Raw genomic sequence first — 12,680 nt, 5'->3', positions numbered from 1 at the left:
CATTTACCTGGACCAAGACTGCTGACGAGATCCTCAACTCCCTTGCCGACTACCTCGCCAAGGTCCGCCCGGACCGTAAAGAGAGCAGGGAGAAATAATCCTCAGAATTTCTGGCGCATCACACTAGCTGCTGCATGGCGTCGGCTCCTGTCATGGTCGGTTTACGCCTCCATGGCAGTCGCGTCCAGGGGTGTACGGCAGTAGATCCGTACCAATTCGGACAAGAGCTCCCGTGGTGATTGCCGGTGTGAGGTACTGAGCTGCAGGCGCGACGACCCTGCCTGGTCCGCTGATCGAGCCGTCCGGAGATTTCCGGCCGCGTCAGCCGGACAGTTGCCAGGGCAGATTCAGGGGGCCAGCCGCCGAGCAACGAGGAGAGCAGCGATGACGCCCGACCCGGGCCAAGTGCGCACGGCGGCCGAGCTGGGTGCTGCGCTGAAGGCGCTGGCCGCAGGCCGCTCTTACCGTGATCTGGATCGTCAGGCTCGGCGCAACCCGCCCGACCGGCTGCCCAGCAGCACCCTGACCGACCTGTTCAGGGGGAAGCCGAGCGGGGAGACGCTGGAGGTGTTCCTGCGCGCCTGTGATGTGGCGCGCGGGGAACGCCAAGTGTGGCAGCAGGCGCTCCAGCGGGTCCGGGCGGCGGCACTCGGCCTGGACAGGCTGATCAGGGTGGCGGATGCGTCTCCGCGGTTGCTGGGGGTGCATGAGCCCATCGATGCTGCCGGTGTCATCGAGGACCTGCCGGTGTATGTACGCCGGGACCGCGACGACGGTCCGCGTGGAGTTCGCGAACTGGTCGCGAAGGCGTCCCGGCAGGGCGGGCTGGTGCTGATCAAGGGATTCTCGTCGGTGGGCAAGACACGCTGCGCCTACGAGGCGATCCGGGAGCTGCTGCCGGACTGGTGGCTGCTGTATCCGGCCGATGTCGCTGACCTTGAGGAGGCTGCGGCGGCTGGAACAGAGCGGCTTGTCGTGTGGCTGGACGAGCTGCAGCGTTACCTGGAGGGGCCGGAACCGCTGAGGGCGGGCCTGGTGCGGACGCTGATGCATCGCCGTGTGGTCCTGATCGCGACCTTGTGGTCGGACCGGTATGCCGCCTATGCCCAGGCGCCAACCGGGGATGAGCCTGGCCCGGTCGGGGACGCGGGTGAACTCCTGCGCCTGGCGAACGTTGTCCACCTCGACGCTCATCTGACCGCGTCGGAGCAGGAGCGCGCGTTGGGTGCCGCGACGGCCGATCCGCGGATCAGATCAGCGCTGGAGTCCAAGGACTACGGTCTGTTCCAGGTGATCGCAGCTGCCCCTCAGCTGATCGACCGATGTCGCGGCGCGGATCCCTACGCGGCCGCGGTTCTTGCGGCCGCGGTTGACGCGACCCGGCTGGGCGTGCGCTCGCCGCTGCGGGCGGACTTGCTCCGGGAGGCTGCCCCTGGATATTGCGATGCGCGTCAGCGTGGCCAGGCGCCAGCCAACTGGTTCGAGGCATCCATGGCCTATCTCACGCAGAAGTTGAACGGCGCGGCCGCCGTGCTCGCCCCAGTCGGTCCGGCTCAGCGAATGGGGGAGCCAGTGGGATACGTGCTCGCCGACTACCTGGCCCAATATCTCGGTGTCGAGCGTCGCCTGTCGAAAGTGCCCGCGATCGCCTGGCGGGCGCTGCTGTCGTATCTGACCGATCCGATCGATGAGTTCGCAGTCGGGCGAGCCGCCCATAATCGGCTGTTGTACGTGTACGCGGAGCCTCTATTGCTCCGTGCGTGGAATGAGGGACACCCCAACGCCCTGTTTGAGCTGTCCACTCTGTTAACAGCCCAGGGCAGAGTGGACGACCTTCGCGCGTGGGAGGAGCTGGGTGGTACCGGCTCTGTCCTCACCGATCTGCTGTTGGTTGAGGGCCGGGAGGGCGAACTGCGGGCGTTGACCGAGGCGGGGAATCAGGACGCAGTCTGGGCGTTGGCCGAGCTGTATTTCGAACAAGGGCGTGAGCAGGATCTGGTCGCCCTGGCCGCAGCAGGTAACGAGCGCGCCGCTGTCCGCCTGAAGGATCTGGGCCGCGAGGCGGATCTTCGCCGTATGGCCAGGGCAGGTATCAGGGATGCTTGCGCTCGACTGGCCGTACTCCTGTTCAGACAGGGCCGTGAAGAAGAACTGCGCACGTTGGCTGAGGCGGGCGACTGGTACGCCGCTGCCCGCTTGGCCGATCTGGCGTTCTACCGAGGTCGGGAGGATGAGCTGCGGTCCCTGGGTGAGGCGGGAAACGAGGAGGCTTTGAGGCACTTGTCCACTCTGCTGCGCCAACAACCCTGGAAGAAGGGTCCGGATCTCCTGTCCAGAGGCGGAAAGAGGAGCTGGTTGGTCGCGCTGAACGCGGCGGAGGAGAAGCTTTACTCAGAGGAGGCAAAGCTCCAAGACGTGGTCGCCCAGCAGGCGCTCATCACGTTTGAGCAGGGCAGAGAGGACGTCCTTCGCGCCCAGGCTGAGACGGGTAACAAGTGGGCTGGCGGCCTGCTGGTCCGCTTGCTCTTCGCCCAGGGGCGGGACATGGAGGCGAGGCGGATCCGCCGGTACGGGCTGCTTCCGGCGGACGAGGTGCTGTAGCTCGAGGACGCCGAGAAAGTCCTGCGCCTCGGGCGGCGGTGGCCACCGATCTCCCCGGCCGGACCTGCGGCCGGCTGGTTGGATGAAAAGGGAGGGGGTGGTGCTGCGAATGCGAGCGATCACCGACGGCTACTTCAACCGGCCCTTTCCTGTTCCGCAGCCTGCTGCCGACCCGGCCCACGTCAAAAAGCTGTCGGCCCAGGTGAGCACGCGCCGAAAGGAGCGCTGACCGGCTGAACCTGCTCGGTGACAGGCAAACTGCCCCCGGACCGCTGCGGTTGGTTGCGGCCGTTGGGCTCTTTGCGGGCCGTCCGGGGCTGGTGGTTAGCCTCTGGTGGGCTCGGGGGCTTTCGCAGGCCCCCGAACCCCCAGCGCCGCGGGCATACCGTCCGCCCAGCGGGCGCGCGGGGTGCGCGCCGTGGTGGCGGACGGCACACCCGCCTCGGTCCGGCCTGGGCGAGCGTGAGGTGGTGTCTGCCCGGCGCTCAGTCGGCCTGGGCGAGCAGGCCGGCCAGCTGGAGGTTGACGAGCTTCAGGGAGGCCTCGGTGTCGTCCAGGCTGGTCGACAGCAGTTCGGCGTGCTCGGCGGTGCCGGCCTGTAGGTCGCGAAAGCGCGCGTACAGCGTCTGGATGTCGGTGTCGGCGGCGGTCCCGGAAGACTGGACGAGGGCGATGTCGCGGGCGAGCTTGTCCAGCTCGTCCTTAGCCCGCGTGGTGAAGGCGCTGACCACCATCTCGCGCATCTCGTCCTGGTCAGGGATGGGGACGCGGACCAGCAGGCTGCCGTCCCCCATGCGGGAAACCAGTTCGCGCAGCCGGGCAAGGCTGGCCGCATGCGCCCGGTGCACGAAGTACACCCCGCCGGTCGGCCGTACCCGGATCGCGTTCAGCCCCTCGATGTAATCGCGCACGACGGCGCGCAGCCGGTCGCCGCTGAGGAAGGTGCGCTGCAGCTGGAACCGCTCGCCGATCTCCTGCAGGATCGCGTGGACGTTGCGCTGCTCGTCCTCGGGCAGCCGGCCGATGGCGACGTGGTCGGGCTTGACCTGCAGTTGCCCCGCTCCGCTGGCGGCGCCGGGTGCGTCGTCGCGGTGGAAGATCACCTCGCCCAGGTGGGTGTCGTAAGTGAGCTTGGTCTGCTGCTCGTCGCGGACTTCGCGGATGAGGTGACGGACGATCTGCTTGCGGTCACGGCGGACGTTGCGCACCATCAAGGTGGCCTCCCGGACGGTGCCCTCGACGGGGCGCTTGCGGCGCCGGCCGGTGGTCTTGGTGCCGTCCAGCGGGTAGGTCAGGCGCACCCCGGCCGGGCCGGTGACCTTCTCGAAGGCGTCCATCGGGCGTAGCGGTGGCGGGACGAAGGACTGGTCCAGCTCCAGCTCGATGAACCACCGCTCCAAGTCGTCGCGGGTGACCCGCCCGTCGTAGATGCTGTAGAGCACCAGGTGGCCCAGCAGGGCGCCCTGGTCGCCCTCCATCGCCGCGGTGTAGGCGCCGAACTGCGCCAGGGTCTCCAGCGGAGTCCCGCTCTGGTCCGCGGCCGACGGGGCGTTCGGCGAGATGCTCATGGCACCAGTATCCCCTTCTCGGTGACAAAAACGAGCGTTTTGGTGTTACAGGATTGGGTCCGGGAGTCGGTCGGTTTCTTCCCGGACGGCGCCGCGTTCTGCGATGTCGAGTCAGATGACCCGGAACATGTCGCGGGCGGCGCCGACGTCGACCAGGTCGGTGATGGTGCGCAGGTTGTCGGACAGGGCCTCCAGGACGGGGCTGGGGGAGCGGGCGATGGCCACGCCGAAGACACGGAAGTCCAGCGTGTGCTTGGCCTGGGTCCAGGCGCGCATCCAGTCCTCGCTCACGCCGCACTCGCCGTCGGTGATCAGCACGATGTCGCCACGCGCTGTTCCGTCGGCGTTGTATTCGGCCTCCAGCACCTGCGCGGCGGCCTGCAGGGGTGAGCTGAAGGAGGTGCCGCCGCCGAAGAAGTGCTCGGTGAACTCCACCACGTCGGCGATGGCGGCGCTGCGGCCGGCGGGGAAGCGGAAAACGGCCAACTCTTCGGCGGAGGAGAACAGGATGGCGACGAAGTCGCGCTGGGCGGCGCGGGCCTGGTCGAGCAGGGCCAGGGCGCAGGCCTTGGCCCATGCCTCGCGGGTGGTGCCGTCCTCGCCTACGGGGGCGGCCATGGAGGAGGAGCAGTCGATGCAGGCGATGATGGCGCCTTGGCCGACGCGGTTCTCGCCCCGGGTTTCGTAGACCATCAGGCGCTGTTCGGCCAGCCGGGCGACGAAGGCGGCGCGCATCGCCGGCACGCCGAGACTGGCCAGCTCCGAGGGGATGAGCCGGGACAGGTCATCGCCCAGGGTGATGCCGACCAGTTCGCCGACGGCGTGCTCGGTACGGCGGGCCCGCTCGCCCTGCGCCATGATCCGGAAGCGGCCGATGAGCTGAGCGAAGTCGCCCAGGCGGCCGTTGCGCAGCCGCTCGGCCAGCTGGCGGCGCTGGGGGAAGCTCATGCGCTGCAGCTGGCCGGGCTCGACGCCCCAGGCGGTCATCAGCGCGCTCTCCTGACGAGCCTGCTCGGCGGCCGTGTTGGCGGCCGCGCGCACCGCGGAGCTGATGCCCGGCGCGGCGTGCTCCAGCGCCGCCTGGGCCTGGGCGTCGGCCTGGTCGGCGTCGGCGTCGGCCGCTTGGGCGGCGGCGATGGTCTGGGCGAGCTGGTCGGCGGCCGGGTCGGGCACGTCGCCGTCGTCGTCGGCCTGGGCGGCGGCCTGCTCCAGCGCGTCCTGGACCGCGGCCGCCGCCTGGGCGGCCTGCTGGCGGGCCTGGGCGGCGGCGTCGGCGGCCTGCTGGGCTTGTTCGGTCTGTTCCAGCAGGCGGCGCAGCGCAGGCGCCTGGGCGAGTACGGCCATGGCCGCCGGGTAGGGGTCGCCCACCGTTTCGCGGCGTAGCTCGTCGAACTCGGGCACCTGGAGCATGGTGGCGACCACACGGTGGTTGACCAGGCGGCTGGGGTCCATCTGGTCGCGCTCGCGCAGCTGCGGGTCGCTCTTGTAGGCGGCGGTCCACACATCGCGCAGCAGGTCGGTGGTGTGGTGATGGCGCTCGCCTAGTTCCTCGTCCAGCTCGCGCAGCGCCGGCGCCTGGTCGTAGATCTCACGCCAGGACATCTGGTCGAAGCGGTCGCCGGCGATGGCGGCGGTGTGCGCGGCGGGGGGCGTCAGGCCGAGCCAGCGTCCGGCCTTGCGGGCCAGGTCTTTCAGTGTCGACAGCGTGCCCATCTCATCTCCTGGAAGGTGCCGGGGTCAGATGCTGGAGGCGACCATGCTGGCGTCGACGCCGAGCGCTTCCACCATGATCCGGGCGTGTACCGCGCGGCGGCGGGCGATGACCTCATCCAGCAAGATGGTGGAGCGGCCGGTGCTCTCGGCTTCCTGACGCATCTCCACCAGGCGCTTGCCGGCCCTGGACAGCTTCTTGTTGGCTTCCTTGATCCCCCACTCCGACAGCGACTCGCGGGACTGACCTGCCTTGGAGTCCAGCTGAGCCTCCAGCTCGTCGATGGCCTCCTTGAGATCCAGTGCCTCCTTGGCGTCCGGGTTGATCAGCTGGAACACCTCGCGCTCGACGGTGGGCCGCTCGGCGGGGGAGTCCCACAGCACGTTGGCCAGCACGGCCAGGTCGCTCTCCTCGATCTCGGGCCGGCCTGCCAGGTAGGCGCTGGCCTGCAGCAGCCGGACTGAGGCCTTCCAGCGCCGGTCGCTGGAGATGAGTTCCTGGGCGCGCAGCGCGGCCCGCAGCTGGCAGATGGCGTCCACGATGCCGTCCGGCACGGCGATGGCGGGCACCTCCGACTCCACGGCCTGCCGCAGATCGGCCAGCGGCACCGTGGTCGCCGCGGGTACGGGGCCGGCCACCACGGCGGAGCGGATCAGTTGGGCGAAGTGGCTCGGGTCGGCCAGGTAGCCGACCTCCACCCGGACCAGCAGCCGGTCGTAGAGGGCGGTGGTCTCCTCGCCCGAGCCCAGCTCGTTGCTGGCGGTGATGGCGCTGATCAGCGGGCAGATGATCGGCTTGCCGCCGTTTTCGGGGTGGTAGAGGCGTTCGTTGAGGAAGGCGAGCGTCTCATTCAGGGCACCCGCGCTGCATTTAAAGATCTCGTCGATGAACGCGATGTCGGCGCGGGTGGCCCGGCCGTCGAAGACCTGGGTGTACTCGCCGCGGGTCAGGGCGGCCACGTCGATGGGGCCGAACAGCCGTTTGGGGTCGGTGAACTTGCTGAGCAGGACCTCCCAGTAGCGGGCGTCGGTGATCCGGCTGGTCAGCTCGCGGGCCAGTTCGGACTTGGCGGTGCCGGGCGGGCCCAGCAGCAGGCTGTGCTGGCCCGCCAGCAGGGCGCCCATCAGGGCGCGCACCACGCTGGCGCGCTCGTAGAACTGGGCGGAGAGCTCCTCGGTGATCGCCCGCAGGCTTGCCGCCGTGGTGGTCATGGCCTGAGTCTGCCCCGTCCGGCTGGTCGTGGTCTGGGTCATCCGCGCCTCCGTTTCTCTTGCGTTATAGCAAGAGACTAGAGTGTATTGTTGCTGCAACGCAAGAGATTCGATGTTCTGGAGCAGATGCCTTGGCGCAGAATCAGCCTTCGGCGGTCGACCTGGTGACCATGACCGAGATCGCCCGGCGCGTGGTCGAACGCCGCTACGCGCCTTCGATGACCCGGCAGCGCGTCGCTCAGCTCGCCGAGACCGATCCGGCCTGGCCAGTGCCCATGGACGAGTGGAGGCGCATCGGACGCTATTGGCAGATTCCCTGGGACGGCCGGCTCGAGAAGTACTTCGCCACCCGTGATCGCGCTTCAGGCCCGAAGGGGTGGCAGCACGAGTCATGGGACGACCCCACGCTGCCCCGGGGCTGATTCGACGGAATCACCGGTGGCCCGGGCCGGCGCAGACGCGTCTTGGGACCGAGCTCCGACCAGCACGGCGATCGGCGCAGTAGCCGGCGCCCTTGCGCTCGCTGCGTGGCGAGTATCTGGACGGCCGCTCGACGCCAAATGAATGTCCCCCCTAGGGGGGACATTGGAGGTGTTGGCGCACAACACACCTTCACCGGAAGAGGTCGGACATGAAGATCCGCAGAGAACTCGAAATGCGCCGCGGCGACGACGCGATCACCTACCAGGTGTTCGAGAATGACGGCAATGCGGGCATCCACGAGCGCGTCTACCTGGCCAACGGGACGATGGAGCGCAACACGGTCGAGTGCGCGGACCCCGGCCAGGCAGACCGGGATCTGGAGACCTACCGTGGCATCGCCCGGGAGATGGGCTATCAGTGAGTGCGAATCGGGCCCACTCTGGTGGGCCCACCTCGCCTAAGACGTTGAGCGAGCTGGTCACCGCGTTGACCGCCCTGGCAGGTCTACCACCAGTCGAGCGCGCCCGCCAGATCAAGCCCTTGATCGACTTGGCCAAGTCCGTGCTGGCGCATGAGCGGGCCAACGCCTTCCGCGAAGCTCTTGCCGCTGGTCTGTCCCAGGCGGAGCTCGCGCGTCAGCTCGACATCAGCAGGTCCAAGGTCAGTGACGCCCTCCGCGATTACCCCGTGCGCCTCGCTGAGTAAGCCGGCGGCCCCGGAACCGATGGTTCCGGGGCCGCTGCGTTCGTTCTGAACCTCCTCGGCATGCTCAGTCTTCATCTGCGCATGCCCAGCAGGCCCAGAGCACGTCGTCCAGGTCGGCGTAGACCGCCCATGCCAGCTGGCAGAGCATCCGTACGTCGGGTTTACGGGGTCGGGGGGCTGAGGGGCGCGCGGCATGGCATGGCGCTCGGCATGGTCTCGCTCAGGGCACCACCCGTGGTGTACGGCGGAGAGCACGTGACATGGCGAGCAAGGGCTGAATGGGTCCGCGTTGGTGCCCGGCGCAGCTGTGGCCGGTCTTCCTGGCCCTCGTGTTGCGGTGTCCTCACGAGCCTTCGTCGTCGGGCCGGTCGAGGAGGATGTCAGGGTCAAGCTTCTTGATCGGCTTGCCCATGACCATGCTGACAATCTTCTCGTCGTCACTGGCAAGCGCGGCCCGGATCGCCGTGCCGCGCAGCAGGTTCGCCAGTTCCTTCAGTTGGCTGGTGCTGTAGCCGTCGATGCGCCAGCCCACGATCTCCATGTGCTCGGCGAGGAGTTCGATGCGGCCGGCGGTTTCGAAGGCGTGCTGGGCGAGTTCGCCGCGCGCCTTTCGCGGGTCGTCGAAGGAGCTGATCATCGGTTAGCGGCCTCCCGCTCCGAGCTCGTTGAGCGTCTCCCACAGCTGCTTGCTGGTGTGGTCGTCGTCCTTGGCACTCCACGCAGCTCGTTTTCCAGCTGCGTGGCCTGCTGCGCGGTCATCGCCACGGTGACCGCCTCCCCGTTGGTGGATGCGTGCATGGTGTCTCCCTTCAGCCGCGTTCGAGGGCGGCCAGGATCGGGTTGAGGACGTCGTTCAGCCGGTCTACCACGATCTCCACCGCCCACGATGTCGTCGCTTTCGGCAGGTAGGAGCGGGCGCCGAACGCGTCGGTGGCGCCCGGGGCCGGTTGCGACGGTCCCGGGCACTGCTACGCCTGGCGGTTCTGGGCGGCGAGCAGGGACAGGGCAGCGGCCACGGTGGCGGGCAGGGTCTGGGCGACGGGCACGCCGTGGCGGCGGGCCACGTAGGCGAGGTAGCGGTTGCGTTCGGGGTTGGGGCAGTCGGGCGGCACGCCGAGGACGGCGCGGCCGGTGCCGACGTCCAGGCCCCATTCGACGTTGGTGGTCATGCCGGGCAGCGTGGCCATGTCGCGCGGGATCCAGAACAGGATCGCGCTCGCGGCGGCGCGGGCGTCGGTCTCCCAGTCGACCTGGTCGGCGTAGCGTTCGGTGCGCACGCGGCCGCGTGACTCCAGGCACAGCACGGTCAGCGGCTCACGGCCCGTCCACTGGACGGCCAGTTCGCCGATCGCCGCGGGCCGCCAGGACGGCACCGGGTTGGCCACGTCGGGGGTGGGGCCGGCCAGGAACACGGCCGGGCCGTACGGGATGGGCTCGCGGGCACACACCGGCCGGAGGTTGGCCGGGATCTCGGTGGTGAGGGTCCAGTGCGGGACGGCCAGCGCGGCCTCGACAGCGGCCTGGCGGGCGGCGGCCTGCTGCTGGGCAGTCCAGGGCAGCGACAGGCCATCCCCGTCGGTGCGGGGACGATATGGACATGTAGGTGCCCGACCGTCTGGGTCGCAGCCGCACCCTTTGAAGTGATCAAGTTCGCGTCGTCATATCCCGCCATCATCTCGGCGGCGCGGTGCATCACCGCAGCGGTCACCTCCGGGTCGGTACCGGCGTCGGCGACGTGGGTGCGCGGCAGGATCAGGACGTGCCCGTCGTTCACGCCGCCGCTGCGGGGGCGGATGGCCAGGGCGTCGGGCCAATCGCGGACGATGACGGCCGGGGCCTGCCCGGCGGCGATGCCGCAGAAGGCGCAGGTGGCCATGTCGGAAACTCCTTCGATCGGGTCGGCGGCGTGGGTATAGGTCGTCTCCGTCATGACCGGCCTCCCGCGCCGAGCTCGTTGAGCGTCTCCCACAGCTGCTTGCTGACCGGGTCGTCGTCGGTGGCCGACCACAGCAGCTCGTTCTCCAGCAGGCTGGCCTGCCGGGCGGTCATCGTCACGGTGACCGCCGTCCCGTTGGTGGTGGCGTGCACGATGTGCTCCCTTCTGATGTCAGGTGCGGTCCAAGGCGGCCAGCAGCGGGGCCAGGACCTCGTTGAGCCGGCCGACCACGATCTCGACCGCGTGCATGGCGTGCAGCTCGATCTCGTCTTCGGGCCCGGCCGGCAGCGGCAGCTCGGTGGCGGGCAGCGTGAAGGAGGCGGTGGTGGAGGTCAGCAGGTAGGAGCGCTCGACGATGTCGTCGCTCTCGGGCTGGTAGGAGCGGGCGCCGAAGGAGTCGGCGCTGGTGGGCCAGCCGTACCAGCGTGACTCGCCGCGGAAGGCCGGGGCACGCAACGCTTCCGGGCGACCGGTGACCAGCTCGACGCGGGCGATCAGGTGCTCGGAGTAGGCCGACAGGCGGGCGGTGATGATGCGCCGGTGGGCCTCGGCGTAGGCCGGGGACATGATCGGCGAGGTGGCGATCTCGAAGGCGACGGCGGCGAAGTCGGCCGCGTTGGCGTTCTCGAAGGCGTAGGCGAACTTGTGGGCGTTCAGCCGCAGGTAGGAGCCGTAGCGGGAGATCCCGTCAGAGGCGCCGGTGCTGTCGAAGTCGTGGTTGAGCCGGTAGGCGACGTCGGTCATCAGGAACCCTTCGGTGACGGGGGGTCGGTGGGGTCGGGGCGGTTGGTGCGCAGCGCGGCCAGCAGTTCGCCGGCGCGGGCTTGTTCGGTGGCCAGCGCGCTCTGGGCAGCGACCAGGCCGGCGCGGGCGGCGGCCAGGTCCTCGCGCAGCACGGCCGTGCGCTCGCGTTCGGCGGCCAGGTCGGCGGCGGCCCGCTCGCGCGCGTCTTGCAGGGCGGCGGCCGCGGCGTTCTCCTGCTCGCGGGCCCGGTCGGTGAGCTGGGCGGCGCGCTGGTCGGCCTGCTCGCGCAGCGCGGCCAGCTCGGCGGCGTGCGCCTGGCGCAGTTCGGCCAGCGCGGTGGTGGCCTGCTGCTGTTCCCGGACGGCGCGCTCGCGCAGCTCGGTCAGCTGCGCCTGGGCGCCTGCCACCTCGGCGCGCAGGGCGGCCGACTCCTTGCCGAGCGTCTTGTTCTCCTTGTCCAGCTCCTTGTTGCGGGCGGCGATGGCCTCGGCGCGCTCGAACTCCTTCTGCTGTTCGGCCTGGGCGTGCACGGCGGCCGCGGTCTGGCCGGCGGCGCGCTGTTCGGCGGCCGCGCGGGCGGCCTCGTGCTCGATCGCCTTGGTGAAGGCGGCGTTGACCTGCCGTTCCCGCTCGCTCTCGGCGTCGCGGGCCATCCGCTCGGCGGTCCGCTTGGCATCCAGCGCTTGCTCACGCTCGCGCCGGGCGCGCTCGGCGTCGCGCTGCGCGGCCGCCCGCTCGGCTTCGGCCTGATCGGCTTTCACCAGGGCCTCGGCGGCGGCCTGTTCGGCCTCGGCGATGCGCGCCACGGCGGCGGCCGCGACCTTCCCGGCGGCGCTGGCGTGGCCGTCCAGGGCGGCGGTGAGGGAGTCGAGGGCCGGGCGCAGCGCGTGGACGGCGGACAGGACCGGCGCCCCGGCCGCGGTGTAGGCGGCCAGCGTGCCGTCGACGCCGGCGGCGTGCGCGGCCTGGCGCTCCTCGGCGGCCAGCTCCCGGCAGGTCTTGTTGCCCCGCTCGGGCCAGGTGCGCGCCGGGGGGCCGCAGAACTCGCGCGGGCGGCCAGATCCGGTGTAGGCGAAGCGGTTGTCGCACTGGCTGTAGCCGCACTCCCGCGTCGGGGTGTCGGCCTGCTGGCCGTCGGGCTGGTCGGTGGGCTGTTGTGTCATGCCGCTCTCATCGAAGTCGAAGGGAAGGCCGGGAAGCCCCCCGGCCGGGGGGAGGAAGTGGCACGAATCTGCCAGGTCGCGCGCCGTACGGGGGGCGTTTCGCCGGCCAGCAGGGCGCGAACCCCGGCCCCGCGCCGCGCGGCGGCCTCCCGGACGATGACAATCTATCCTCACAGATCAAGACTACTTTCTTTATTGAAAAATAAAAGTACTTTCTTAGTTTTTATAAGTAGTAAACTTTTGATCTTGATCTCATGATCACTACATTCTGAAGCCCTCAGATCGTATCTAGCGGCCTTACGATCACTGTTGCTTCGCTGAGTGCCCAGAACGGATCGATTGACGGGAGAAGCGCTGTGGGGTCGCGCTCCAGGGGTACGTCACCCGTTGTCCAGAACCCCGATCTCATGATCGCGAGGGCTGAACGCTGCCGGATCCGCGCGTCAATAGCGGCGCGACGAACACCACGGCGCTGCAGCAGACCTCGCCGGCGACGTCGCGCGGCGCGTGGACCTGCGGCGCTGCTTATTGACGCTTCCGGCGGGAAACGGTGAGGGGTTCGGAGCGGCGCATGCCGAAGGACAGCTCGTCGTTGTAGTGGAAGCGCAGCCGCCGTAG

14 protein-coding genes are annotated in these 12,680 nt (G+C 69.5%); 5 read left to right on the top strand and 9 right to left on the bottom strand.

All coding sequences use genetic code 11. From position 1 onward, the window contains the following. Positions 1-384: 384 nt before the first annotated feature. Together FVE25_RS53220 and FVE25_RS56790 are read left to right on the top strand one after the other, a co-directional pair. Complete coding sequence (locus tag FVE25_RS53220) at positions 385-2,601, top strand: hypothetical protein (RefSeq protein WP_157255139.1); 2,217 nt, start codon at positions 385-387, stop codon at positions 2,599-2,601. 100 nt (positions 2,602-2,701) lie between these two features. Then, complete coding sequence (locus FVE25_RS56790) at positions 2,702-2,830, top strand: hypothetical protein (protein WP_281368000.1); 129 nt, start codon at positions 2,702-2,704, stop codon at positions 2,828-2,830. A 256-nt stretch (positions 2,831-3,086) separates the two neighbouring features. Here the strand turns inward: FVE25_RS56790 and FVE25_RS53215 are convergent, their stop codons facing one another. The 3 genes from FVE25_RS53215 to FVE25_RS53205 all read right to left on the bottom strand — a co-directional run bounded on the left by FVE25_RS53215 (position 3,087) and on the right by FVE25_RS53205 (position 7,133). After that, positions 3,087-4,169, bottom strand: a complete 1,083-nt coding sequence (locus tag FVE25_RS53215) for a HAMP domain-containing protein (RefSeq protein WP_219826068.1) — start codon at positions 4,167-4,169, stop codon at positions 3,087-3,089. Positions 4,170-4,280: 111 nt separating this feature from the next. Next, entirely contained in the window at positions 4,281-5,882 is a 1,602-nt protein-coding gene (locus tag FVE25_RS53210; RefSeq protein WP_157255137.1) for a VWA domain-containing protein, read from the bottom strand. 24 nt (positions 5,883-5,906) lie between these two features. Continuing rightward, on the bottom strand, positions 5,907-7,133 hold the full coding sequence (locus FVE25_RS53205; protein WP_219826067.1) for an AAA family ATPase: 1,227 nt from the start codon (positions 7,131-7,133) through the stop codon (positions 5,907-5,909). Between the two features lie 89 nt (positions 7,134-7,222). On the opposite strand from FVE25_RS53205, the gene FVE25_RS53200 reads away from it, so the two are divergent. The 3 genes from FVE25_RS53200 (at position 7,223) to FVE25_RS53190 (ending at position 8,219) form a co-directional block, all read left to right on the top strand. After that, complete coding sequence (locus tag FVE25_RS53200) at positions 7,223-7,513, top strand: hypothetical protein (protein WP_219826066.1); 291 nt, start codon at positions 7,223-7,225, stop codon at positions 7,511-7,513. A 209-nt stretch (positions 7,514-7,722) separates the two neighbouring features. Further along, positions 7,723-7,935 (top strand): hypothetical protein, encoded by a 213-nt coding sequence (locus FVE25_RS53195; RefSeq protein WP_157255135.1) that lies wholly within the window; start codon positions 7,723-7,725, stop codon positions 7,933-7,935. Between the two features lie 44 nt (positions 7,936-7,979). After that, positions 7,980-8,219 (top strand): helix-turn-helix domain-containing protein, encoded by a 240-nt coding sequence (locus FVE25_RS53190; protein ID WP_157255133.1) that lies wholly within the window; start codon positions 7,980-7,982, stop codon positions 8,217-8,219. A 343-nt stretch (positions 8,220-8,562) separates the two neighbouring features. Here FVE25_RS53190 and FVE25_RS53185 read toward each other — a convergent pair whose 3' ends face one another. The 6 genes from FVE25_RS53185 to FVE25_RS53165 form a co-directional block, all read right to left on the bottom strand. After that, complete coding sequence (locus FVE25_RS53185) at positions 8,563-8,856, bottom strand: hypothetical protein (RefSeq protein WP_157255131.1); 294 nt, start codon at positions 8,854-8,856, stop codon at positions 8,563-8,565. A 331-nt stretch (positions 8,857-9,187) separates the two neighbouring features. Beyond that, on the bottom strand, positions 9,188-9,631 hold the full coding sequence (locus FVE25_RS53180; protein WP_425489541.1) for a nucleoside 2-deoxyribosyltransferase domain-containing protein: 444 nt from the start codon (positions 9,629-9,631) through the stop codon (positions 9,188-9,190). Next, positions 9,526-10,095 carry an HIT domain-containing protein gene (locus tag FVE25_RS57360; RefSeq protein WP_425489542.1) on the bottom strand — a complete coding sequence of 190 codons (570 nt, stop codon included), beginning with the start codon at positions 10,093-10,095 and terminating at the stop codon, positions 9,526-9,528. The genes FVE25_RS53180 and FVE25_RS57360 overlap by 106 nt, the downstream gene beginning before the upstream one ends. A 50-nt stretch (positions 10,096-10,145) precedes the next feature. Beyond that, positions 10,146-10,307 (bottom strand): hypothetical protein, encoded by a 162-nt coding sequence (locus FVE25_RS53175; RefSeq protein ID WP_157255129.1) that lies wholly within the window; start codon positions 10,305-10,307, stop codon positions 10,146-10,148. A 19-nt stretch (positions 10,308-10,326) separates the two neighbouring features. Next, entirely contained in the window at positions 10,327-10,899 is a 573-nt protein-coding gene (locus FVE25_RS53170) for a hypothetical protein (protein WP_157255128.1), read from the bottom strand. Next, the gene (locus FVE25_RS53165) at positions 10,899-12,062 is read right to left on the bottom strand and encodes a coiled-coil domain-containing protein (protein WP_157255126.1); all 1,164 of its coding nucleotides are present in this window, start codon (positions 12,060-12,062) and stop codon (positions 10,899-10,901) included. The genes FVE25_RS53170 and FVE25_RS53165 overlap by 1 nt, the downstream gene beginning before the upstream one ends. Positions 12,063-12,680 lie beyond the last annotated feature (618 nt).

Source organism: Nonomuraea typhae (assembly GCF_009760925.1).
GTDB lineage: Bacteria > Actinomycetota > Actinomycetes > Streptosporangiales > Streptosporangiaceae > Nonomuraea > Nonomuraea typhae.
This window is presented reverse-complemented; position numbering and strand designations above follow the sequence as displayed.